Origin of the sequence: Neptunomonas concharum (assembly GCF_008630635.1) — a bacterium.
In the GTDB taxonomy this organism is placed as follows: Bacteria; Pseudomonadota; Gammaproteobacteria; order Pseudomonadales; family Balneatricaceae; genus Neptunomonas; species Neptunomonas concharum.
In genome coordinates this window covers 1,443,156-1,466,046 of record NZ_CP043869.1, presented here as the reverse complement: position 1 = coordinate 1,466,046, position 22,891 = coordinate 1,443,156, and the positions used below count along the sequence as shown (strand labels likewise).

The 22,891-nt window shown below is 47.6% G+C and carries 21 protein-coding genes; 8 read left to right on the top strand and 13 right to left on the bottom strand.

The window, feature by feature from the left end:
* Positions 1 to 41: 41 nt before the first annotated feature.
* Positions 42 to 581 carry a GTP cyclohydrolase I FolE gene (gene folE / locus F0U83_RS06785; RefSeq protein ID WP_138988444.1) on the top strand — a complete coding sequence of 180 codons (540 nt, stop codon included), beginning with the start codon at positions 42 to 44 and terminating at the stop codon, positions 579 to 581.
* Positions 582 to 628: 47 nt separating this feature from the next.
* Here folE and F0U83_RS06780 read toward each other — a convergent pair whose 3' ends face one another.
* The 8 genes from F0U83_RS06780 to dinG are packed head-to-tail and all read right to left on the bottom strand — an operon-like array spanning position 629 to position 8,605.
* On the bottom strand, positions 629 to 1,519 hold the full coding sequence (locus F0U83_RS06780; RefSeq protein WP_138988445.1) for a patatin-like phospholipase family protein: 891 nt from the start codon (positions 1,517 to 1,519) through the stop codon (positions 629 to 631).
* Positions 1,516 to 2,367, bottom strand: coding sequence for a DUF4892 domain-containing protein (locus F0U83_RS06775; protein WP_138988446.1), 852 nt, complete (start codon positions 2,365 to 2,367; stop codon positions 1,516 to 1,518). Before F0U83_RS06775 ends, F0U83_RS06780 begins: the two co-directional genes overlap by 4 nt.
* A 56-nt stretch (positions 2,368 to 2,423) precedes the next feature.
* Positions 2,424 to 3,260 (bottom strand): alpha/beta fold hydrolase, encoded by an 837-nt coding sequence (locus F0U83_RS06770; RefSeq protein ID WP_138988447.1) that lies wholly within the window; start codon positions 3,258 to 3,260, stop codon positions 2,424 to 2,426.
* A 37-nt stretch (positions 3,261 to 3,297) separates the two neighbouring features.
* The gene (locus F0U83_RS06765; RefSeq protein WP_170221892.1) at positions 3,298 to 3,747 is read right to left on the bottom strand and encodes a SixA phosphatase family protein; all 450 of its coding nucleotides are present in this window, start codon (positions 3,745 to 3,747) and stop codon (positions 3,298 to 3,300) included.
* Between the two features lies 1 nt (position 3,748).
* A complete protein-coding gene (locus tag F0U83_RS06760) occupies positions 3,749 to 4,780 on the bottom strand; it encodes an NAD(P)H-dependent glycerol-3-phosphate dehydrogenase (RefSeq protein ID WP_138988449.1) in 1,032 nt (343 codons plus the stop codon).
* Between the two features lie 19 nt (positions 4,781 to 4,799).
* Positions 4,800 to 5,015: a hypothetical protein gene (locus tag F0U83_RS06755; RefSeq protein ID WP_138988450.1), complete on the bottom strand. Its 216-nt coding sequence runs from the start codon at positions 5,013 to 5,015 to the stop codon at positions 4,800 to 4,802.
* Positions 5,008 to 6,480 carry an ATP-dependent RNA helicase RhlB gene (gene rhlB / locus F0U83_RS06750; RefSeq protein ID WP_246077844.1) on the bottom strand — a complete coding sequence of 491 codons (1,473 nt, stop codon included), beginning with the start codon at positions 6,478 to 6,480 and terminating at the stop codon, positions 5,008 to 5,010. The genes F0U83_RS06755 and rhlB overlap by 8 nt, the downstream gene beginning before the upstream one ends.
* Position 6,481: 1 nt before the next feature.
* Positions 6,482 to 8,605, bottom strand: a complete 2,124-nt coding sequence (gene dinG, locus F0U83_RS06745; RefSeq protein ID WP_138988452.1) for an ATP-dependent DNA helicase DinG — start codon at positions 8,603 to 8,605, stop codon at positions 6,482 to 6,484.
* 127 nt (positions 8,606 to 8,732) lie between these two features.
* On the opposite strand from dinG, the gene lexA reads away from it, so the two are divergent.
* Both lexA and F0U83_RS06735 read left to right on the top strand, forming a co-directional pair.
* A complete protein-coding gene (gene lexA, locus F0U83_RS06740; protein ID WP_150036802.1) occupies positions 8,733 to 9,344 on the top strand; it encodes a transcriptional repressor LexA in 612 nt (203 codons plus the stop codon).
* Positions 9,344 to 9,802: a cell division inhibitor SulA gene (locus tag F0U83_RS06735; protein ID WP_138988454.1), complete on the top strand. Its 459-nt coding sequence runs from the start codon at positions 9,344 to 9,346 to the stop codon at positions 9,800 to 9,802. Before lexA ends, F0U83_RS06735 begins: the two co-directional genes overlap by 1 nt.
* A 119-nt stretch (positions 9,803 to 9,921) precedes the next feature.
* Here F0U83_RS06735 and F0U83_RS06730 read toward each other — a convergent pair whose 3' ends face one another.
* A complete protein-coding gene (locus F0U83_RS06730) occupies positions 9,922 to 10,449 on the bottom strand; it encodes a DUF6586 family protein (protein WP_138988455.1) in 528 nt (175 codons plus the stop codon).
* 29 nt (positions 10,450 to 10,478) lie between these two features.
* On the bottom strand, positions 10,479 to 13,118 hold the full coding sequence (topA, locus tag F0U83_RS06725; RefSeq protein ID WP_138988456.1) for a type I DNA topoisomerase: 2,640 nt from the start codon (positions 13,116 to 13,118) through the stop codon (positions 10,479 to 10,481).
* A gap of 199 nt (positions 13,119 to 13,317) precedes the next feature.
* On the opposite strand from topA, the gene F0U83_RS06720 reads away from it, so the two are divergent.
* The 5 genes from F0U83_RS06720 to folE2 all read left to right on the top strand — a co-directional run bounded on the left by F0U83_RS06720 (position 13,318) and on the right by folE2 (position 17,566).
* Positions 13,318 to 14,025 (top strand): DNA topoisomerase I, encoded by a 708-nt coding sequence (locus F0U83_RS06720; protein ID WP_138988457.1) that lies wholly within the window; start codon positions 13,318 to 13,320, stop codon positions 14,023 to 14,025.
* Positions 14,026 to 14,159: 134 nt separating this feature from the next.
* Positions 14,160 to 14,846: a DUF1826 domain-containing protein gene (locus tag F0U83_RS06715; RefSeq protein WP_150036801.1), complete on the top strand. Its 687-nt coding sequence runs from the start codon at positions 14,160 to 14,162 to the stop codon at positions 14,844 to 14,846.
* Complete coding sequence (gene hisI, locus F0U83_RS06710; protein ID WP_138988459.1) at positions 14,839 to 15,282, top strand: phosphoribosyl-AMP cyclohydrolase; 444 nt, start codon at positions 14,839 to 14,841, stop codon at positions 15,280 to 15,282. The genes F0U83_RS06715 and hisI overlap by 8 nt, the downstream gene beginning before the upstream one ends.
* A gap of 29 nt (positions 15,283 to 15,311) precedes the next feature.
* Positions 15,312 to 16,646: a dihydroorotase gene (locus tag F0U83_RS06705; protein WP_138988460.1), complete on the top strand. Its 1,335-nt coding sequence runs from the start codon at positions 15,312 to 15,314 to the stop codon at positions 16,644 to 16,646.
* 11 nt (positions 16,647 to 16,657) lie between these two features.
* Positions 16,658 to 17,566 (top strand): GTP cyclohydrolase FolE2, encoded by a 909-nt coding sequence (gene folE2, locus F0U83_RS06700; protein ID WP_138988461.1) that lies wholly within the window; start codon positions 16,658 to 16,660, stop codon positions 17,564 to 17,566.
* Positions 17,567 to 17,604: 38 nt separating this feature from the next.
* Here folE2 and nadN read toward each other — a convergent pair whose 3' ends face one another.
* From nadN to F0U83_RS06685, 3 genes are all read right to left on the bottom strand, one after another.
* The gene (gene nadN, locus F0U83_RS06695) at positions 17,605 to 19,440 is read right to left on the bottom strand and encodes an NAD nucleotidase (RefSeq protein WP_138988462.1); all 1,836 of its coding nucleotides are present in this window, start codon (positions 19,438 to 19,440) and stop codon (positions 17,605 to 17,607) included.
* Positions 19,441 to 19,546: 106 nt separating this feature from the next.
* On the bottom strand, positions 19,547 to 21,466 hold the full coding sequence (locus F0U83_RS06690) for a DNA topoisomerase III (protein WP_138988463.1): 1,920 nt from the start codon (positions 21,464 to 21,466) through the stop codon (positions 19,547 to 19,549).
* Between the two features lie 19 nt (positions 21,467 to 21,485).
* The gene (locus F0U83_RS06685; RefSeq protein WP_138988464.1) at positions 21,486 to 22,841 is read right to left on the bottom strand and encodes a sensor domain-containing diguanylate cyclase; all 1,356 of its coding nucleotides are present in this window, start codon (positions 22,839 to 22,841) and stop codon (positions 21,486 to 21,488) included.
* Between the last annotated feature and the right edge of the window lie 50 nt (positions 22,842 to 22,891).

Below are 22,891 nucleotides of genomic sequence, written 5' to 3'. Positions count from 1 at the left end.
CTCCCTTTTTTGATCCAGATGACAGGGGATTTTTACCAGTGATGGAAAAAGCATACGCCGCAATTATTGAACAGGTTGGCGAAGACCTAACCCGTGAAGGATTGGTTGATACACCCGCACGTGCGGCGAAAGCAATGGCCTATCTCACGCGCGGTTATCAGCAATCCCTTGAAGAAGTGGTGAATAACGCGCTCTTTCCTTCTGATAATAGCGAAATGGTGCTGGTTAAAGATATCGAGTTGTATTCTCTGTGCGAACACCATCTACTGCCTTTTATTGGCAAAGCTCATGTGGCTTATATTCCTGATGGCAAAGTGATTGGTCTTTCGAAGATTGCACGTATTGTCGATATGTACGCTCGCCGTTTGCAGATTCAAGAGAACATGACGAAAGAGATCGCCGAGGCAATCATGTCTGTGACGGACGCTAAAGGTGTGGGCGTGGTCATCGAAGCGAAACATATGTGCATGATGATGCGCGGTGTCGAAAAGCAAAACGGCTCAATGAAAACATCTATGATGCTGGGTACATTCCGTAGTAAACCAGAAACACGCGCTGAGTTTTTATCACTTATTAACTAATAACACCCATTTATCGAACGCAATTAACCCTCAGACAGTTTTCCTGTTTAAGGGTTAATTTGCGCGGCTTCATAGGCTCGCCTTTCTAGATCATCCAGTGCTTTATCAGCTACTTTACGGCCAACCTCTATAACATCTTTCGCACGGTGAAAATCGTGAAAGCGGCAAACTTCAGACGGGATATTAATCAATAAGTCCGGCGGATAACCTGCGATTTTGTATTGGCTCAATGAGCCTTGCATCACTTCCAGCGAAGTCATAATAATATCGATATTGCTATCCAGCTTAAATTTGCTGTCTTCCGGGTCTTTTGACTTAAGGAAGGAGAAGATGCCATCTTCGAATCTGCGCGCTTCATCAATACGCGGATGAGGCAGTTTTACTTCCGGCATGACAGGGTTAGTGTTCAGATCAACGGCTATGATAAGGTCAGAATGTGCGGCAACGGTTGGTACGATCGGCAAAGGGTTTAAAACACCCCCATCGACTAACACACGGTGTTCCTCTACTACCGGCGTAAATACTCCAGGTACGGCGATCGAAGCACGTATAGCTTCCATCAAAGACCCACGCTGAAACCAAACCTCTTTTTGGTGGACTATATCCGTAGCTACTGCGGTAAACTGAATAGGTAGATCTTCGATCTTAGGGTTGCCAGTAAGATTAGAGAGTTTGTCATATAAGCGCTCACCACGAATTGCACCCATACTAAAAGTTACGTCAAGTAGTTGAATAATGTTGAGACGTGAAAGCCCCTCTACCCAACTTTTATAGTTTTCAAGTGCACCCGACGCATACAGCCCACCGATTAGTGCTCCCATGGAGCTGCCAGCAATACAATTTATCTGATAACCGCGAGCTTCTAGCGCTTCGATCACACCAATATGGGCGTACCCCCTCGCCCCACCGCTACCCAAGGCAAGAGAAACAGTTGTCATGGCTTATCACTCCCGGCAACGAGCACGACTTTAAGCTGGCTATTACCCAGCACCGAAGGCGCTAAAGCCCCTAATGCTTTGACAGCAACATGTCTTAATCCATTATCGTTGAGCAAAGCTCTTAGCTCATTGGCTGTAGCTTCTGATTTTTCCTGAGCATCTGCTAAATTCTCTCCCTGATGGTGCACCACGACCACCGCTGAGCGATTAAAGCTCGCCAAACGTGGCTCAAGCTGTTGCAACACGTCCTCAGTTGGCAGTTCATCCACGGCTAGATCGACATAACCGACTTGAGAAAGTGTCGTCACGATTCGCGCTGCCGCATCTGTTTCAATTAAATCCAAGTGGGCATATAGGCGAAGGTTGCCCCGCTCAATGATATACATCACAACCGTCAAACCCGGCAGGCTCGCTACATGGTAATATTGAGAACGCTCAACACCATAAAGCTTTGATCGATCGAATATTTGGTTGGCCCAGTAAGCACTACTGCCACATTCCCGGCCACGACAGCTAAAGAGTGTTTCAGCGCGTTGCGCGGCTAACTGCTCAGAGAAAAATTCATAGACCTCCCGCGTACGGTGCCCTTCGGGGATACGGTAGGTAATTCGGGTCAACTTACCACTGAGGCGCTCTGCCTTTTCTGGCCGCTCCGCACCATTTACCTTTTCAATGCTGCCTAAAGGTAGCAGATAATCAATGGCAGCCTGGCGGTCATATTCAACAATATAAGACCCTCGAAAACGATCCAGTGCTTTACTATCGGTCGAGCCACTAATATCTGATTCAGCCAGCGCGACAGCACTGGTAAGTATCAAAATGAGTGTTGTAATCCGTTTAAACCACATTATGTTACTACCTGATTTTATTTTAGTTTTAGATCACCGTTTCGTTAAAACATTCCTTAATCTACTGCTTTAATTGCGTCGGCAATCAGACGAGCGGCTATCGGTTCTAAATGAAGATGATGATTGCCGTTAAACCAAAACACTTCACTTTGTTGTAAATGTTTTATACGCGCGCGCCAGCTCTCATCAAACAGGCCGGTCTCACCAAGATAAACGCTGACGGGTACTTCGATCTTCTTTAAAAACGCCGTTACATGCCCTTCGGTCATGCGTAAGATGGAGGGCAACATCAATCCTGGGTCACTACGCCATACAAAGCCGTCATCTTGGCGCTTTAGCCCTCGCTCAATAAGCCACTCTGCTGCTTGGCGACAAACCGGCCATCGACCTCGCATACGGGCTTGTATGGCTGACTCTTTATCGGGATATGGCCGTAAGAGTTTTTCCATCATTTTTCGTCGCTTTATAATAGCGTCGGACATCAGTACCGGCAGCTCACTCTCTTCATATACGAGCGGCGCTAATCCTTCGATCAGGTGTAAACGCTCAATACGATCAGGAAAAGCGCCGGCAAATAATGCAGCGATGCTTGCCCCCATGGAGTGCCCAATTAAGGTGACTTTATCGACACCTAATTGGTCTAATACACTTAATAGATCGCTAACGTTGTCCCATATGTAATAGGGCATTGATGAGGGTCTATGATCCGATAAACCGTGCCCGGCCAGATCCAATGCAATAAAGTGATGATGAGGAAAATGCGTACGCAGCTCATTAAAGGTCGCAGCATTGTCTAACCAACCGTGCAAAGCCAATAGCAAAGGCTGACCACGCTCTCCGGACTCCAGCGCTTTCAATCGAAAGTCGCCGATCAAAAATTCTCTTTCTTTCATATGGATAAGGTATCAGAGCAGCACACGAATTGCGCTGTTATTTTTCAATCAAGCGCGTAGCCATGCCCGCAGCAGGCCAATCCAGTGCAAGAGAGACTCGATGACCCGGGAGTAAAGGCTCGGGGGAACGCATATCCCCTTCTATTAAATAGCTTACCAGATAGCCAATAAGTGGCTGATGTGTCACTACGAGTAAGTTATCCTGCCAATGTGCCTCTAACGCCGTTATGGCTTCAGAAACCGGCACGTCGGGCGTGAGGCGCTCATCTTCGACGATTTCAATACCGCCTAACGACTGCTGCATCAGTCGAGCCGTTTGACAGGTACGTCGGTAAGGGCTGCAAATAATTTTACTGATATTCGGTGCAAAGTCTGCCACCTCAGCAGCTTGCTGACGGACAAAAGAGATCCCTTTCTCCGTCAGGCAACGGCTTTCGTCTGTTGTGGCATTCCAGTCCGCTTCTCCATGACGCATCAGTATCAACATATCACACCGCATCCCTTGGTAAGACAAATTCAACATCCGTACTTTGCTCGCTAGTCATTAAGGTTTTCGCAACCTCTTGCACATGAGCCCCATTAAACACAACTTCATACAAACCAGACACTAAAGGCATGTAGATATTTTGCTCATCCGCTTTGGCCTTGATAATACGAATAGTATTAACACCTTCAGCCACCTCACCCAACGCATCAACCGCTTCATTCAGTGTTTGGCCGCTGCCTAACGCGTAACCAACACGGTAATTACGGCTCAGCGGAGACATACACGTAACAATAAGATCGCCTACGCCTGCCAGCCCTAAAAACGTCATAGGGTTTGCGCCCATGCTGACAGCGAACCGGCTCATTTCGGCCAAGCTACGCGTCATCAACATGCTTTTTGTATTTTCACCCATCCCCAATGCAGCACTTAGCCCAGCGGCAATGGCGTAGATGTTTTTCAATGTACCGCCTAACTCAACACCATACTTATCTGAGCTGGCGTAGACCCGAAAATAGGACTGGTGCAAGGCATCCTGCACTTCGCTACGTAAAGCTTCATCATCACTAGCAATAACGGTTGCCGTTAACTGGTGCTTAGCAACCTCTTTCGCCAAATTTGGCCCACTCAGAACCCCTACGCGGGCATCAGGCAGCTCGTCACACAGTATCTGGCTCATGAGACTAAAGGTTTCACCTTCGATACCTTTAGTGGTACTTATCACTCCCTGACCTGCTACTAGGTAGGGTTTTGCCATTCTCACCACTTCCCTAAAGCTTTGGCTCGGGATGGATACAAACACCAACTGCGCCCCTTTGACTGCTTCCGCTATATCGGTGGTTGCTACCAAGGAGTCTGACAATGGGTAGTCCGGAAGATAACGAGAGTTCAGATGGCGCTGGTTAATCTCTTCTGCTCTGGTGGCATCACGCATCCACTGGGATACACAGATGCCCTTTTCTGCCATGATGTTAGCAATGACGGTTCCAAAACTACCGCCACCTAACACAGCAACTTTCTGCTGCTTTGCATTCATACCGATTCCTTAACGACGGCTACCGATCATCAATACTATCGAGCAACCGGTCTATACCCTTAAAGATAAACACTACAATCACGTAAGCTAACACCGACAATCCAATAAATACCATAAGCTGTGTTAGGTCACCGGTGCGCTGATAACCTGCAACGCCGAACGCTGCAAACAGAGCGCTAACAATAATTGCCAACACCTTAGAGATTAGCCGGGTTTTATGACGATCTTCAGACATGAGTCTGGTTTTTCTCCTCTTCGTTTGGGGTATTTTCACTCGATACAGTTACATCATCTTGTACTTCGACATCAGAAACCACTGGCGCTACTGGCTTCTGGCCAACCGGATACAGATCAGCCAACAACTCTTCATCAGGGTGGATACATTCCAATTTGACTCCCGTTTCGGCTTCAATATCGGGAATCATAAAGGAGTCGTTTTCACAGGCAAAGCAGATAGATGTTCCCGATGCCCCGGCACGCCCTGTACGACCGATACGGTGCACGTAATCATCCGCATCTTCCGGTAATTGATAGTTGACCACATGAGTTACACCATCAATATGGATACCACGGCCTGCCACATCCGTTGCCACCAGTACTTCGATCTTGCCATTTCGGAAATCTTCTAAGGTTTTTACACGCTTATGCTGTGGGATCTCGCCTGACATGAGCGCGGCTTTTACACCATCTTTGCGTAGCTTTTCGGCCAGATCACGGGTTTCGTGGCGACGATTACCAAACACGATGACGCGCTCAATGTTGTTAACGCGAATGTAATTACGCAACAACTTGTACTTTTCATGACTGGAAACCAAAAATACTTTCTGGCTGATGTTATCCGTCGAACGTTTTTCTGCCTCGATCTCAATCTGAACGGGATCTTTAGTCCATTGGCGGGCCAAATTCATAATATCATCGGTAAATGTAGCGCTATACAGCAGGGTTTGACGCTCATCCCCTTTACGCGGCGTGTTGCGGATAATCGTGCGTACATCAGGGATGAACCCCATGCTGAGCATACGGTCTGCCTCATCCAATACAAGCACTTCGACGTTATATAGATCCACCTCTTTGGAGCGCACAAAGTCGATCAATCGACCTGGCGTTGCCACCAAAATATCAACCGGCCCTGCTTTAAGCTGTTTACGCTGCTTTTCATAGTCCATGCCACCTACCATGGAGATAACACGTAGGTCGGTGTATTTGCATAACAGCTCAGCATCAGCGGCAATCTGTAACGCCAGCTCTCGCGTAGGGGCAATAATCAAAGCACGAGGCTCACCCTTACGCTGTTTGTCCTCAAGTTGGAAATCCAACAGGTCTGTAATAATACCGACAAGAAACGCTGCTGTTTTACCGGTACCCGTTTGGGCCTTGCCGATAATATCCTTGCCTTCCAGAGCAGGTTTAATGGTTTCTGCCTGAATGGGTGTGCAGTACTCAAAGCCTAAATCATGGACAGCGCGCATCAGGGGATCCGGTAGCGAAAAGTCATGAAAGCGCTTTTTGCCTTCAACTTTTGCGACAACAAATTCTGATGGTGTCCAGCGTTCATGCTGACTACTTTTTTTACGATCTGACGGCCGACGTTTGCTGGCTCGCTCACTCTTAGAAGCTTGCGCATCTTCCTTGTTGTTATCAACAGTATCGGATGTAGCGTCTTGCACGGTTTGGGTTACTTCTTCCAATTTTTTACTCACTTTAACTGATTTCTCGCCGAAATGGCGGTAGTGCATCTAACAGCTGACGACCATAACGACGGGTCACTACCCGACGATCCAGCAAAATAATCTGCCCACGGTCCTGCTCTGTACGTAATAAACGGCCAGCTGCCTGTGTCAGGCGAATCGATGCTTCCGGCACCGTCCACTCCATAAACGCATTACCTCCACGCTGCTCTATCCATTCAGCCATGGTGGCGTCCACAGGATCATCGGGTACGCCAAACGGTAGTTTAGTAATAATTACCTCGGTCAGGTACTTACCTGGGAGGTCGACCCCTTCCGCAAAAGAGGCCAATCCAAAAATAATGCTATGTTCATTCTCGTCTATTCGTGCTTTATGGCTACGAATGATCTCATTCTTAGTCAGGTCGCCCTGCGCCAGTACTTTAGCACGGATCTTCTCTGGCGTATTCTCCAGCACCGAAAACATCTGGCGCCAAGAGCTAAATAAAACCAGCGCCGCTTCAGATGTTGGCAAATGCTGATTTAAGTACTGAATCACTTCTTGCGTATGATCATCAGGTTTGCCTGGATCACTTTCCATTTTTGGTACTGATAATACCGCAGCCCCCGCGTAGTCGAAAGGGCTTGGCAAGCGCTCACACAGCACATCCGAGGGTAACCCCAAGTCATCGATAATACGGGTGAACATGCCGAGTGCCGTTAATGTTGCCGAGGTAACAACGGCTCCAAAACAATGATCCCAGAGATGATTTTGCAAAGTATCAGCAGCGGATACTGGGCTGCTACGACACTCATAATCCACACCATCAGACGCTTCGGTCAAATTGATCCAACGAGCCGTGGGTGCTACACCCTGCGGATCTGGCTGAGAATAACTTTTGTTTAGCCAGTAGAGCGATTGCGCACGCATCCACAACTGCCCCATGCGCGGATACCAGCGCTCTGCCACATCACGATTAATCTCAGGCACCCCTCCATCTAAGGCCTCTTTCAAGAGATCAACGATTTGCTCAGCTTTAATCATCCAACGTTCAGCCTCACGACTTAAAGCTAACGAAAGTGCCATTAAGTCATCAGGTAACACCCCTTTAGGGAAGCGATAACGATCAGACGACGGTCGCTGCTGCAGATCAAACAGCTTAGCCCTTAATGCGACCTGGTATTGATCCAACAAGGTGTCCATCTCCTGACGGGCAGGGCTCATTTTATCAACATATTGCGACAGCACGGCATGTCCATCACACTCATCGAGCATATGATCAAGCTGCTTAGTTGCCGACTTAAGCCAGCGCTGCGTCCCTTTTACCCGCATGCTGTAAGAGAAGTGTCCGGTTGCTTTCGCCGACAGATGATGCCCCTCATCAAACACATAGATGGTTGAAGAGGGTTCCGGCAAAATGGCTCCGCCACCTAACGAAAGATCTGCTAAAACCAAATCATGGTTTGCGACGACGATATCCGCCTTATCCATTGCATCTCTCGATCGGTAGAAAGGGCAAACCGAAAAGTTACTGCAGCGACGGTTAGTACAGCGGGTGTGATCACTCGTCATTGGCGACCAGCGCTGCTCTTCAATCTCTTCTGTTAATGAATCCCTATCCCCATCCCATGCGCCTGACGCAAACTGATTAAGCAGTCCTTGGTAGAAAGCGAGTGAGTCCTCATCTAGTTTGTGGTCTATTTCATCTTCATAGAGCGCCATTTGTCCAAGTTCGTGCTGTGACTCAAGCAGTTTTTCTGCCTGGCTGATACAGAAATAACGTCCACGCCCTTTTGCCAGCACAAATCGAATGGGAAGCTCCAGCAATTTAGATACTTCTGGCAAGTCTTTGTTAAGCAGCTGTTCCTGAAGCGCGACTGTCGCCGTAGATAGCACCAATGATTTACCACAGGACTGGGCGATAGGAATGGCACTTAATAGATAAGCCATTGTTTTACCCGTACCGGTTCCGGCCTCTATCAGGCAGACATGATTACCGCCTCGGCGCTCCCCTTTCTCATTGGTATCAATACTGCCCAATACCCGAGCGATATGCGCAATCATCATCTTTTGCCCATACCTTGGCTTTAAGTTCTGTTCGGACAGAAAACGCCGATAAGAGGATTGGATCGAATTTTTAAGGGTGTCACTTAACAAAACGTATACTCGACCAGTTTTTGGCGTGGATCATATCAAGATACTGGATATATAAACAGAAAATTACTTTACATCAAAGTTTGCCTGTATATAATCACATGTACTGTATAAAAAAACAGGCACGATCATGAAACTGACAAAAAGACAATCAGAAGTATTAGAGTGTATTCGTGACCATATCGACGCGACTGGCTATCCACCTACCCGTGCAGATATCGCCAGAAGCCTCGGCTTCAAATCTGCTAATGCGGCAGAAGAGCACCTTAAAGCGCTCGCTCGAAAAGGCGCCATCGAGATTATTCCTGGTACATCCCGCGGTATCCGCCTACCTGAAATTGAGAGCGAACCCGAAGGTATACCTGTTATCGGTCGCGTTGCTGCCGGATCACCTATTCTTGCTCAAGAACATATCGAGGAGCACTGCACGATCTCCTCCAGCTTCTTTCATCCACCGGCGAACTATCTGTTACGAGTCCACGGTACCAGTATGAAAGATATCGGTATTATGGACGGTGACCTATTGGCGGTTCATCAATGCAACGACGCAAAAAAAGGGCAAATTGTTGTTGCCCGCATCGAAGATGAAGTCACGGTCAAGCGCTTCAAGAAGGAAGGCCACATGGTCTACTTGATCGCCGAGAATGAGGAGTTTCCTCCCATTGAGGTTGACCTTCGACAACAAACGATTTCGATCGAAGGATTAGGCGTGGGCGTTATCCGACAAGGGAGTGAGCCATAATGCAAGCATTGAATACGGTAATTCCGTTCCCTGCTCCTTTACTGCGCAAAACAGATGTTAGTGAGATTCGCCGCAAACCGACAACCTCGTCAGCCTTTGGCAAAATAACAGAGATTGTTACGCAATGTGGTGATATTACTGAGATCCCTATGCTGATGCCATTACTGGCTCAACTCAGCCATAGTGATCGCTGGTTCGTATGGGTATCGCCACCTAGCCAGCTACCTAAAGCGCTGCTGCTCGATGCCGGTGTGGATCTGAAAAAAGTCATCATGCTTTACCCGAACGAGCAGCACTCAACGCTTGAGTTAGCACAAAAAGCCCTGCGTGCAGGTACCTGCCATGCCGTTATAAGTTGGACGGGGGACCTTTCAGACACTGAGATGCAGGCCCTTGAACATTCAGCACTGCATGGCCACAGTAATGGCATCCTCATCCGAGGACGCCAACACCACTGAATCGACCGAATGCCTTAATGGAGTGTAACAGGTATTGGAAGCCCGGATGCTTCCTTCGGTTCTACCTCACCAGCTTTACGCATAGCATTTATCTATTTGTATTGTGCCTGTCTTTACTGTTACCACTCTTGCATATCGGCTCTTAATCTTTCAACCAAGGCGCGAAACTCATTCAGCCACCCCTTATACTCAGCCAAAATATCTTTATCTTCGGCATGATTAGGATTGATCTGAATAACATGTATTTCTGAAATACTGACTTTCTCATTGGCGGTTGCCGTCTGATGATCAGCCGCTTTCCAACATGCATCATAGGCTGCCAGCATTTTATGCAACCAACTTGCTTCGTTTTTCTCCAAAGCATTTAATTCTGAAAGCTCAGGTGACTCCTGACCAGAGCCTTCTAGCAAGCGTTCCAGATCAGATAGCCTAGAGACTAACGCAGGATCAAAGCGATACTTCTCCGCGACTTCCCGCAAAAAAGCACCATATGCCGACGCCAAATGAAAAAGAACAGACTCATTATAAGACTCAATTTCGGCGTGCTTACTCCAACCTGTCGATTCGTGAGCCTCCGCCAGCGCATCCATATGGATGCGGGCAAAGTTGATTTTCTGATTCGTCCTGACCAGATAGACATTACTCATGCTACGCCCCTGTTAATACCCAACCGTGTTTATTTTTTCTTCGCTTTAGGCTCTTCAACCGCCCATTTACCATCTGCATAGAATGCCTTCCAACCGGTCGCTTTGCCATTGACCTCGGTCATCACATACTGCTCCTTGGTTTTGCGGCTATATCGCACAATAGTCTCATTGCCTTCCATATCATGCGTGGGCGCACTAAATAAGAAGCTGTATTTCTCATCAATCTCCGATTGATGCGGCAATAACTCGACCACCTTAGGGGCACGGGTTTCACGATTTTTTGGGAACTGACTCGCCGCTAAGAATAACCCCGACGCACCATCGCGCAGAATATAGGTATCCTCAACTTTTTCACAGGCCAGCTCTGGCATCGGCACAGGGTCCATTTTTGGAGGAGCCGCTTCGCCATTTTTGAGCAGTTTACGTGTGTTTTTACATTCCGCGTTTGTGCAGCCGAAGAACTTGCCAAAACGGCCCGTTTTAAGCTGCATCTCAGAACCACACTTATCACATTCTAACGAAGGCCCATCATACCCCTTAATACGGTACTGCCCCTGCTCGACTTCATAACCCGGACAATCAGGGTTATTCCCGCAGACGTGTAGCTTGCGGTGCTCATCGATCAAGTAGCTATCCATCGCACTATCACATAGCTTACAGCGGTGCTTGTTACGTAGAATCCGCGACTCTTCTTCGTCATCTCCATCAACGCTCACCACTTCATCACCAGAGGTCAGGTTGATGGTTGCTTTGCAGCGTTCTTTAGGTGGCAAACTATACCCAGAACACCCTAGGAACACCCCCGTGCTGCCGGTGCGAATCATCATATGACGATCACACTCAGGGCACGGTATATTCGTATCAGTAGGGCTGTTAGGCCGCATCCCATTTTCTGGATCTTGTGCTTCTTCAAGGCGTCGTGTGAAACCTTGATAGAAACGGTCTAGCAAGACTTTCCACTCAGCCTCACCCTGCGCGATATCATCAAGCGCATCTTCCATTCGTGCGGTGAAGCTGTAATCCATGAGATCAGTAAAGTTTTCGGCCAAACGTTCAACCACGATATCGCCCATTTTACAGGCATAGAAACGTCGGTTTTGGATTTCTACATAACCGCGATCTTGAATCGTTGAGATAATCGACGCATACGTCGATGGACGGCCGATTCCCCTTTTTTCCAACTCTTTAACCAAACTTGCTTCAGTATATCGTGCGGTTGGTTTCGTGAAATGTTGTTTAGGGTCAAGCGATTTCAGGACAAGTTCTTCACCTGCCGCCACATCCGGAAGAATAATATCCTCATCATTCTTACCTTTACTCGCCATTACGCGGGTATAACCATCAAAGCGCAGAATACGCCCTTTCGTGGTAAGCTCATATTCGCCCGACTTCACAGTAATACGCGTACTTGTGTACTGGGCAGGTGTCATTTGACAGGCAATAAATTGACGACGAATCAAATCATAGAGTCGCTCGGCATCCCGCTCCATGCCGTTTAGATTCGCAGGTTCTACATTAACATCTGAGGGGCGGATCGCCTCATGGGCCTCTTGTGCCCCCTCTTTGCTAGAATAGCGATTTGCAGCTTCCGGCAGGTATTTACTGCCATAATGATCACCGATATATGCACGACAACTTTCTACCGCTTCGGCACTCAAGTTAGTCGAGTCCGTACGCATATAGGTGATATAGCCGGCCTCATATAGACGCTGTGCCATCATCATGGTTTTCTTAACGCCAAACCCTAAACGGGTACTCGCTGCCTGCTGAAGTGTTGACGTAATAAAAGGTGCAGAGGGTTTGCTGCTGGTTGGCCGGTCATCACGACTCAGCACCGTCAAGCTCGAAGCCTGTAACGCCTCAAGATGCTGATTTGTCTCCGCTTCTGAGGAAGGCCTAAACGCAGCGCCTGCCACCTTAGCGACTTGTAGGCGGATAGCATCTTCTGCTGCCGTTAGTGCTTGAGCGTGAACTTCCCAGTATTCTTCAGGGATAAACGCACGAATCTCTTTTTCCCGCTCCACAACAAGACGAACAGCCACCGACTGAACTCGCCCTGCAGAAAGCCCTCTGGCGACCTTTTCCCATAGCAGTGGAGAAAGCATATAACCCACTACACGGTCTAAGAATCGTCTCGCCTGCTGGGCATTGACATGATTCATGTCCAGATGACCGGGCTTTTCAAACGCTGCCGAGATCGCCTTCTTCGTGATTTCGTTAAAGACTACACGACGGTAGCGCTCATCATCCCCGCCGATAGATTCCCGCAGGTGCCAAGCAATAGCCTCCCCTTCGCGGTCCAAATCCGTTGCGAGATAGATAGTGTCAGCTTCTTTGGCTAAGCGGCGCAACTCTTCTACTACTTTCTCTTTGCCTGGTAGAATTTCGTAGTGCGCATCCCAACCTTTCTCAGGATCAACCCCCATACGTGCCACCAGCTGCTCTTTAGACTTTTTAGCCTTGTAGATCAGCTTTTCTTCTGGCGACATTTTGCGGGTCAGGGCAGCCTGACGAGCACGGGCTTTAGGATCAGACTTAGTGGCGCTTCCGCTCGTTGGCAGGTCACGGATATGACCGACGCTCGACTTAACGACATACTGACTTCCAAGATACTTATTAATCGTCTTGGCTTTTGCGGGTGACTCAACAATAACGAGCGATTTTCCCATAGGGTGGTTATCCTCGGGCAGAGATAGCACATAAAAACAGCGAGCATATATAAGTGGTTAGCGTAGCGGGGTCAAGCGAGTCTACAAAAAAAAACTAAACCAGCTATAATCGAACTGTCATATGTTGTTTTAGAAATTGGCATAAAAATACAACTGCTTGACTATATAATTCATAGACTTACCAAGGTAGTTAAGCCCAATGCTTCAAGATAACTTAATATACATTGCTATTATCGCCCTTGTTGGTGCAGCTGCGCTCTTTATAAACTACTTCATAACCCGCCAAGAGCACAACACCTCTATGAAAAACAGCCGCTTAGGGTGGCTGCAGACCCGAACACTGCATACGTTAGATGCCATAACGGCCCTAAGAAGCGCAGGCTGTAAACCCGATATATTGGAAAAGCTGAATCAGCACGCCATGGTCTTGATCGAAGAGATCAGCCTTCTCGCACCGGATTCAGATTTAATGACGCAAGTAAACAATCAAAAAGAAACCGCCGACAGAACCGCCCCAGGTACAGCTCAATTTACCAGCGATAAAGAACTTAAGCGCTTTCAGATTTATATCAACTTTACTGAAAAACTACTCGCCGAAATGCTAAAAAAAGGCAAACTCTCCCAAGCTTTGGCGAGAAACTATGGTCAGGAGTTATACTGGCTGAACCTCACCGTTGTCGCAGAAGCACACATTAGCCAAGGGCAGCGCCATCTTCACGATAACGACCCACTCACTGCCCTTTCGCATTTCAAACATGCTAAGGCTGTGATCGTTCGCGCTATGGTCCCTCAAATAAAGAAACAACCGCTTTTGGATAGAATCCAACCCATGATAGAAGAGATACAACCGAACAAAACGGCTAACGCTGGTACGTTGGCAGATTCGCTGGATAACTTCCTCAAGTAGATGTAACAAAGCACACAGGCCTTGCTTGTTTTCAGAGGGTAACTTTGCTCCCAATAATGTTATGTTGTAACATAACATTTAATTACCCCTATGGACCGACTCTTTGTAAATAAATGCGAGAGGCCTTTCTCCTTATGATTCAACCAAATAACTACCAAGCAGTAGCTAATCTGTCGCCCTGTGCGCTACCTCGACGCTCAGCAAGCGCACACCACCCAGACATCTTCACCGATATCTATCGAGACGACACGTATCTTGCCATATGGCAACGAAGCCTGTCAGACGAGCTAAAAGGCGCTGTGACAGACTTTATGGATATTAACAAGGCACGACAAGGCATCTTGGCCGTCACGCCTCACAACACCATCGAGACGCTTTGCAAAACCTTCGGCCCTAACGATAGCGTTGTTACATTAGGAGAGGATATTGCCCTGCTTGTTGATATGTTTTGTTGCTTATTCGACCTAAAGCGCGCTGGCTTAAGGCTCACAAAACTGGATATGGCCATGTGCCCGCGGTTTCATGTTGACCGTGTTCCATGCCGTTTAGTCACAACCTATCAAGGCGTCGCTACCGAGTGGTTACCTCACGAAGTGGTCGACCGCTCCAAACTTGGCGCAGGCCACCAAGGGAAACCAGATGAGCAATCTGGGCTTGTTAATGGCACCCACCATATCCAACGCCTGAGCTTAGGCGATGTTGCTTTATTAAAAGGTGAAAACTGGTCTGGCAATGAAGGCGCAGGGGTCGTACACCGCTCGCCTCCTGTACCTACAGGTGAAAAACGCTTACTACTGACACTGGACTTTATCGATGACTAAAACATTTTTTATCCAGTGTGAAAGCTTAACAGAGCGAGACCGCTTGGATTTATCGATGTGCATAAAGCACCTGAGTTTTAATTCAGATGGGCTGATTCCCGTTATCACTCAATGCTATCAAACGGGCGAAGTGCTGATGCAAGCCTGGATGAATAAAGCCGCTATCGAGAAAACCCTATCTTCTCAAAAAATGACTTACTGGTCCCGAAGCAGACAAGCGTTCTGGATGAAAGGCGAAACCAGCGGCCACACTCAACAGTTAAAAAGTATGCGCTTTGACTGCGATGGCGACGCCATTTTATGTCTGGTAGAGCAACAAGGCCCAGCTTGTCATACCGGCCGGTTGAGCTGCTTCTATTTACAGGCCGATAACCAATCAAGCCAAGTGCAGTTGTGCACACCTATTTTTACTGAAAAAACAGCCACTGAACAATAACTCACTGGACCATGAAAGAAGTGCACTCTATGCCATCGACTCTGATTAAAAACGCAAACATCGTTAATGACGGCAAGGTAATGGCGTCTGACCTTCGTATTCGGAACCAACGTATAGAAACCATCTGTACAGACATTGCTGCCCACCCTAACGAACAGGTTATAGATGCCAAAGGCGCGTATCTGCTACCTGGCATGATTGATGATCAAGTTCATTTTCGAGAGCCGGGTCTAACTCATAAAGGCACCATTGCCAGCGAATCCAGCGCTGCAGTTGCAGGCGGCATTACCAGTTATATGGAGATGCCCAATGTTAACCCTTCTACCACAACCCTTGAGGCTTTAGCACAGAAGTACGCTATTGCATCCGCAAGCTCACTCGCTAATTACGCATTTTATTTAGGTGCCACCGAAGATAATATAGAGCAGATAAAGCGCCTTGATCCAAGCAAGCACTGCGGTGTCAAAGTCTTTATGGGTGCCTCAACAGGGGACCTATTGGTAGAAAACCCGACAGCGCTTGAGGCTATCTTTCGAGAATCGCCGACCTTAATTGTCACCCACTGCGAAAGCGGCCCCGTGATTGCACATAACCGCCAAGCATTACTTCAATCCAAGTCCGAACTCACTATTGAAGACCATCCAAAACTACGGGACACAGAAGCCTGTTTTGCATCCTCCTCTTACGCTGTCAATCTTGCCAAGCAGTATGATAGCCAACTCCATGTACTGCATATCACCAGCGAAAAAGAGCTCAGTCTGTTTGATGCAGGCTCTGTGGCAAGTAAAAAGATTACCGCAGAGGCCTGCGTGCACCACTTATGGTTTACGGAAGATGACTACCCCCGCTTGGGTAATTTACTCAAGTGCAATCCATCGATCAAAAGCAAGCAAGATAGAGACGCTCTAATACAAGCCTTGCAGACAGGGAAAATCGATATTATTGCCACTGACCACGCACCCCACACCTTTGCCGAAAAGCAGCATGTTTATGATCAAGCTCCGGCGGGGTTACCGTTGGTTCAACACGCGCTCTTAACCTTAATGGATCATGTAGCACAGGGACGTATGACACTCCCCCAAGTCGTCGAGAAAACCGCCCATAACCCCGCTACGCGATATGCCATTCAAGATCGCGGCTTTATCCGCGAAGGCTACTACGCAGATTTGGTTTTAATCGATAGGGCATCTCCCACCATCGCTACTCATCAAAACAGCTTATATCTCTGTGGTTGGACTCCATTTGATGGCCATACCTTCCGTTCAAAAATCGTAGCGACCTGGGTGAATGGACAACAGGTTTACAACGGCCAGCAGGTTTCGACACGCCCAAGCCCTGCGCAACCACTCATATTTAATCGATAATCAGGAATACCATGTTTCAACACAATACGCTTCCCGATATAGCGACAACACAGCTCACCGATAACGCGTTTGCACTGCAATGGGTAGGCATGGAGCAGATTGCGGTGCCACTTATCCTGCCTCTGCAACATGGGCAAGCACAAAATCTGGCCGCCAAAGCTAGTATCTATGTCAGCCTTGATGATCCTGCAGCTAAAGGTATACACATGTCCCGTTTGCATGCGATTGTGAATCAACTGGCGATACGCAAATGCAATAAAGCCACGCTGGACGATTTACTGAATGAGGCCGTCCGCTCACAAGCAGGCACAAGCAATAATGCCAAGCTTCAATTAACCTTTGGGTTACTCTTAAAAAAACCATCACTGCTCAGTTATGAAACCGGCTACCAGACTTATGACGTTACCATTGCGGGTGAATCACGAGCCAACAAACACAGTTATGCAATGGAAATAACCCTTCCCTATTCCAGTACATGCCCTTGCTCAGCTTCATTGGCTCGCCAATTATATGCCAACGAAATTGATATCAAGTTCCCCTCATTAGCCATTGATAAAAAAGAGCTTTTACAATGGTTGCAATCAGACGCTGGATCAGTTGCCACACCTCATAGCCAACGCTCTTACGCTTACATTAACATGGTCATAGGCGATCATAACTGGCCTGATTTAGCTGAGTTGATTTTTCAATTTGAAAAAGCAATCGGCACCCCCGTACAAACCGCAGTGAAACGCAGTGATGAGCAAGAGTTTGCGCGACTCAATGCCACCAACCTTATGTTTTGCGAAGACGCTGCTCGTCGCTTAAAAGGTTGTTTAGAAAAGATGTCGTTCGTTGATGACTATCAACTCAAAGTAGAGCATCAGGAAAGCCTTCATGCCCATAATGCAGTTGTAATTGATAAGCGATCAGCCCGCTAACGCAAGCTGATCTGAGGCATAAAGGTAAGTAGGGCGTATTATTGCAATACGCCATTTTCATCGTAATATGCTTGTGTGCTGTATTCGCTTAGCGGCAATTTACCGATGGTGCCTTCACGTTTTACGTAATCGACAAACGACTGCGCGTAATCCAAGAAGGTATCTACGATACGGCTTTCATCCTGCGCAATAACACCAAATGTCAGATAACCGTCCCGGCCACCTGCAATGTAATTGTTCGTTACCACTTTATAGGTCGCCGCAGGGCTTAGTGCTTCCCAAGTATCGCTGCCTTTACGCATCACTTCCAGATTGCTAAAGCGGCTGCCTTTTACCTGTGAGCGATCCAACGTCCAGCGTAACCCCGAAGCATAAGGGAAGGCTCCTGACGACCCATCTGGCGAGATTGCATAATCAAAGGCATCTTCCAACACATTGATAATATCCTGCCCCGTCATTGTCAGCTCCACCAACGTATTGGCAAACGGTAGCAACGTATAGGCATCCCCTACCGTGATATCCCCTTGTGCAAGATCCACGCGTACACCACCGCCGTTTTGGATAGCAATATCAGAGGTTAAGCTCATATCACGGAACGCCTTAGCCACAATATTGGTAATATCACTACCATTAGACTGGGTGGCTGTCACATCACAAAGCGAGCTTTTACCCTGCCCTGGGATTCGTTCAAGGCACAGATCATCGGTACTTGAACCGATCACCGCTTGCTTAAGTTGATCAACCTGTACGGAGTAACCCGCCAGCACCGCTGCTGCTGTTGGGTCATCTTCAACCACCGAAAGTACACTATTAGCAGCAATGGCATCCAGCACGCCTTGGCGCTCAGCACCTGCAAGCTCCGCATCATTACGCTCAAAGGTATCGGATAGCAACAAGTGCGGTGTACCCGCGCAGCTTTCTACCTTACCCTCGCTGCTAAAGTTAACATCCAGCTCACCCACTACATTGGAGTATTGCCATGCCTGCACCACACAGACAGGGTCGCCATCTTTATTAGTGAGCTGTGTCGGGTAAGGCCCAGCGGCATTCAGGCCAAGTGCATTAAATTGATCGCCCAGCAAGGTGTGGGAATCACCGCCTACAATCACATCGACATCGGTCAGGTTTTGAGCCAAGGCCTGGTCATTTTTATACTGATAATGGGTCATCAGGATAATCTTGGTAATGCCGTCTGCTTTAAGCTCATCAATATATTTCTGCGCAGTTGCGGTTTCATCTAAAAATTGAGTCGATGCATCCGGGCTGGAGGAGTTCTTGGTTTTGTTGGCAATATCAATACCGATGATACCGACACGCGCCTCACCAAACGTTTTGACGACAAAGGGCTTAATATAATCCGTTGGTGAATTCAGCGCCAAAGGAGAAACACCTAACTCAGGCACCACATTCGCAGCAAGTACATCTGTTGTACACTGGCCGCTGTTAAGGTGATCTAGGAAGTTTTTCAGCCCCGCATCACCATCGTCAAACTCATGATTACCCAATGCGAACGCATCAAAACAGACCTGATTCATCAAATCCGCATCCGCCTGCCCTTTAAACAGGGTGTAATACAGATCCCCCGTGATGGCATCACCCGCATGAAGCTTAAGCACATGAGGCTGTCCACTGGAAAGCTCATTAAACTTTTGAGTCACTTTAGCAAAGCCGCCCATCTGCACATCCGTATCCTCACCCGCCAGCATCAAACTGCCACCATTACTGGTAAGGTGGGAATGGTGATCATTAATATGCAGAATTTTTAGCGCCAGCGCAGCGCCCTCTTTTTCACTCTTAGAGTTACCGTTACAGCCTGCTAACGCAACCGCTGCCGCCAACAACGCAACCGTGCCTACCTGTTTTAAATGAACCATAGATCTAATCCCCGACACTCTCTTTAGCTGGAAAATCCACTGTTAAACGTTTAGTAGAAAAGATTAGATTACTACGCAAAAATGACATTAATGCTGCGAAAATGCCTTAAGAGGCTGCTTTTTTGGATGTTTTTTTACGCCTGTAAACAGGCTTTTTCCCTAATCCTTTAAGTTCGGTGAAGTTCTGGATTTCGACTTCTCCAATCAAAGCCCTAAGACCTTCTGTCAAAGGCTGCATAAACTGTCCATAGCTCATCCGTTTGTCGCTGATCGCTTCTAGCTGGGATTCCCAGTGAGCCGTCATATCAGGGACAACCATCTTTGCCGGTAGGCTGTTAACCAATTTTTTGCCGGTTTCTGTGGCGTGGATCTCTTTGCCTTTTTTAGTAAGAAATTGGCGTTTGAAGAGTAGCTCTATAATACCTGCTCGGGTGGCTTCGGTGCCTAGTCCATCGGTATCCCTGAGCACTTTTTTAATCTCTGGGTCTGATACAAACCTGGCGATGCCGGTCATGGCCGCCAGCAGTGTGGCATCCGTAAAATGCTTTGGAGGGCTGGTTTGTTTCTCATCCAGCCTACCCTCTTGACAGTACACTGAATCACTCACTTTCAGTGCAGGTAACGCCTGACTTGCGAATTCATCTTTCTGATCCGGCTTACTTGAGCGAGGAAAGAGTACCTTCCAGCCTTGTGCGATAACGGATTTTTGCTTGGCGATAAAAAGCCCACCCTCTACTTCGTTATCAATTTGGTGTTCTGCATATTCAAAAGGTGGGTAAAACTGCATCAAGTATTGCCGAGCAATCAGCTCATAGATGTTTTTTTCATCCTGTGAAAGGCGGCTTCCCTCCATCGCTCGGGAGGTGGGAATGATGGCATGATGGGCACTGACTTTACTATCATTCCACGCTTTACTCTTAAGGGACAGATCTGCTTCTGCAATCGCTTTAGCCAGTGTTGGCGCGGTTTTGGCTATGGATGCGGTAACGGTCTGCCGGTCGTTATAGTGCCCGCTGGGCAAGTAGCGGCAATCCGACCTTGGGTAAGTAATAAGTTTATGGCGCTCATAGAGTTGCTGGCAAACATCCAACGTTTTTTGGGCATTTAGGTTAAAACGCTTTGAGGCATCAATTTGCAATGCTGATAGATTATAAGGTAATGGCGCTTGCTGCTTCTTTTTCTCTTTTTTGACTGCCGTAACACGTCCCTCTTTACCGGTGACAGTTTGCAGTACCTTTTCAGCCAGCTTAAGAGAAAGAACACGGCCCTCTTCATCCATGTAAGGCTCACAGGCGCTGCTCGGTTTCCATTTGGCGACAAATGTCTCGCCTTGATCCGTTTGCAAGGTGATAAACACTTCATAGAAGGGCTTGGATACGAAGTTCTCTATTTCTTGGTCGCGATGTACCACAAGCCCTAACACAGGTGTTTGCACCCGGCCGATAGAGAGTACACCCTGATAACCAGCGTTCTGCCCTAGAAGTGTGCAGAGCCGTGTCATATTAATACCATAGAGCCAATCTGCTCTCGCTCGGGCAAGTGCGGAGGTGGCTAAAGGGATAAACTCACTGTTCTGGCGAAGGCTATTGAGCGCTTTTTTGATAGCGTCAGGGTTCATATCGTTCACCAAGCAGCGCTTTGTTGCCTCTCGCTTAGCTTTACTGACCTTTGCATAATTGATCACTTCATCAACCAATATTTGACCAACGCGATCAGGGTCACCCATATTGACCAGCAGATCTGCTTCTTTAATCAGCTTTTTCACAGTGTTGAACTGCTTGCGGGTTTTGGGCTTTACCTGTTGCTTCCATTCAGTGGGAATGATCGGCAGATGTGCCCTCTTCCATTGTTTGTATTCAGGGTCATAGGCTTCAGGCTCGGCCTGTTCAAGCAGATGCCCTATACACCAAGTGACAATATCACCATTGGCAACCCGAATAAAACCATCACCTTTTTGATGAGGCTTGGGCAAAACATCCGCCACAGCACGAGCAACGCTGGGCTTTTCTGCGATATACAGCATCATCTAATTTGAGACCACTGAATTAAATCTGGCGCGTATTAGTCCGCTTAGGCGAGGGCTTTTTATAACCCACGACGCAGTTTCTACCATGTTTTTTGGCGGCATAAAGTGCCATATCCGCATATTTTACAAGGGGCTCTTCCTCTGTGCTATCACCAGGTGCTGTGGCAATACCAACAGAGAGTGTGATAACTCGCATACAGGTATCACTTTTACCTGAGAGCTCTTCAATGACGGCAATCATTTTCTTCAGCTTTTTGTACGCTTCTATTTTGCTGGTATTAGGTAGGATAAGAATAAACTCCTCGCCACCATAACGCGCCAGTACATCACGGGATCGAATTTGACGAGAGAGGTATTCCGCAACAAATTTGAGCGCTTTATCACCCTCTTGGTGACCGTAGGTATCGTTATACTGTTTAAAGTGGTCAATGTCGATCATCGCCACGGTTACTTCATAGCCCTGAAGTTCTGAGGCTTTAATTTCGCGTTTTAAGGTGTTGCCTAAGCCTCTGCGGTTCAGCAATCCTGTAAGTTCATCCCGGTTAGAGGCCATACTGAGTTCAGCTCTTAGCTGAGCATTGTAAAAGTGTAATCCGATGGAGTTACAAACGGCGATGACCATTTTTTCGTCCTCGGTTGATAGCAAGTTTTCTGTTAGTTTATCGGAACGAATATGCAATACACCAAAAGCTCGCTCCCGACAGATAATAGGAAAACAGGCAACACTTTTTATAGTGGTCATGTTAGCCTGCGGACAGCTCATGGTTTGGGTGTTGGATAGATCTTTATAGATTTTGCTATTTTGCAAAACCCAGCAATCATTTAATCGCATCTCCTGATGAACTTGATCTGAGTGTGGTCCCCACGATCCCGCATTTTTCCAAAGGTTGAACTCAGGATTAGCAAACATGACCGAAACAGTGTGATCGGGCACGATATGTTGCAAGCTATCTACCGTAATTGCTTTTAATTCTGCCAGCGTGCTGGCCGATGCTAGCAAATCGCTCATAACACGTACTTGTTCGAGCTTTTCAGAACGTAAGTATTCGTTTTCTAATATCTCATTTTTGGTAGCCGACAAGACATGAGCATGTTCTTCAGCTAAACGGCGCTCTTCTACTTCAACCTGAAGTTGCTGAACAGTTTCTGATAATTGTTGATGGCTACTAGTAGCATCTTGCCAACGCCGCCAAGCATACCAACCCAACGCCAGTGAAAAGAAAGATAAAGCAACAGGCAGCTCTTCAGCCCCCGCTAACCCCTGAGTTTGGCTCCAAGCTAACCAACGCTCATTAAGATCCGTTAACGCTGCGATCAAGAAAGCCGCTACAAAAATACCGATTGCAATTAAAAAGTCAGAGACACTACGCTTCATTCACCCTTCCTGATGTGAAAACCTTCTGACAACCCGAGCACGCTGCTCAC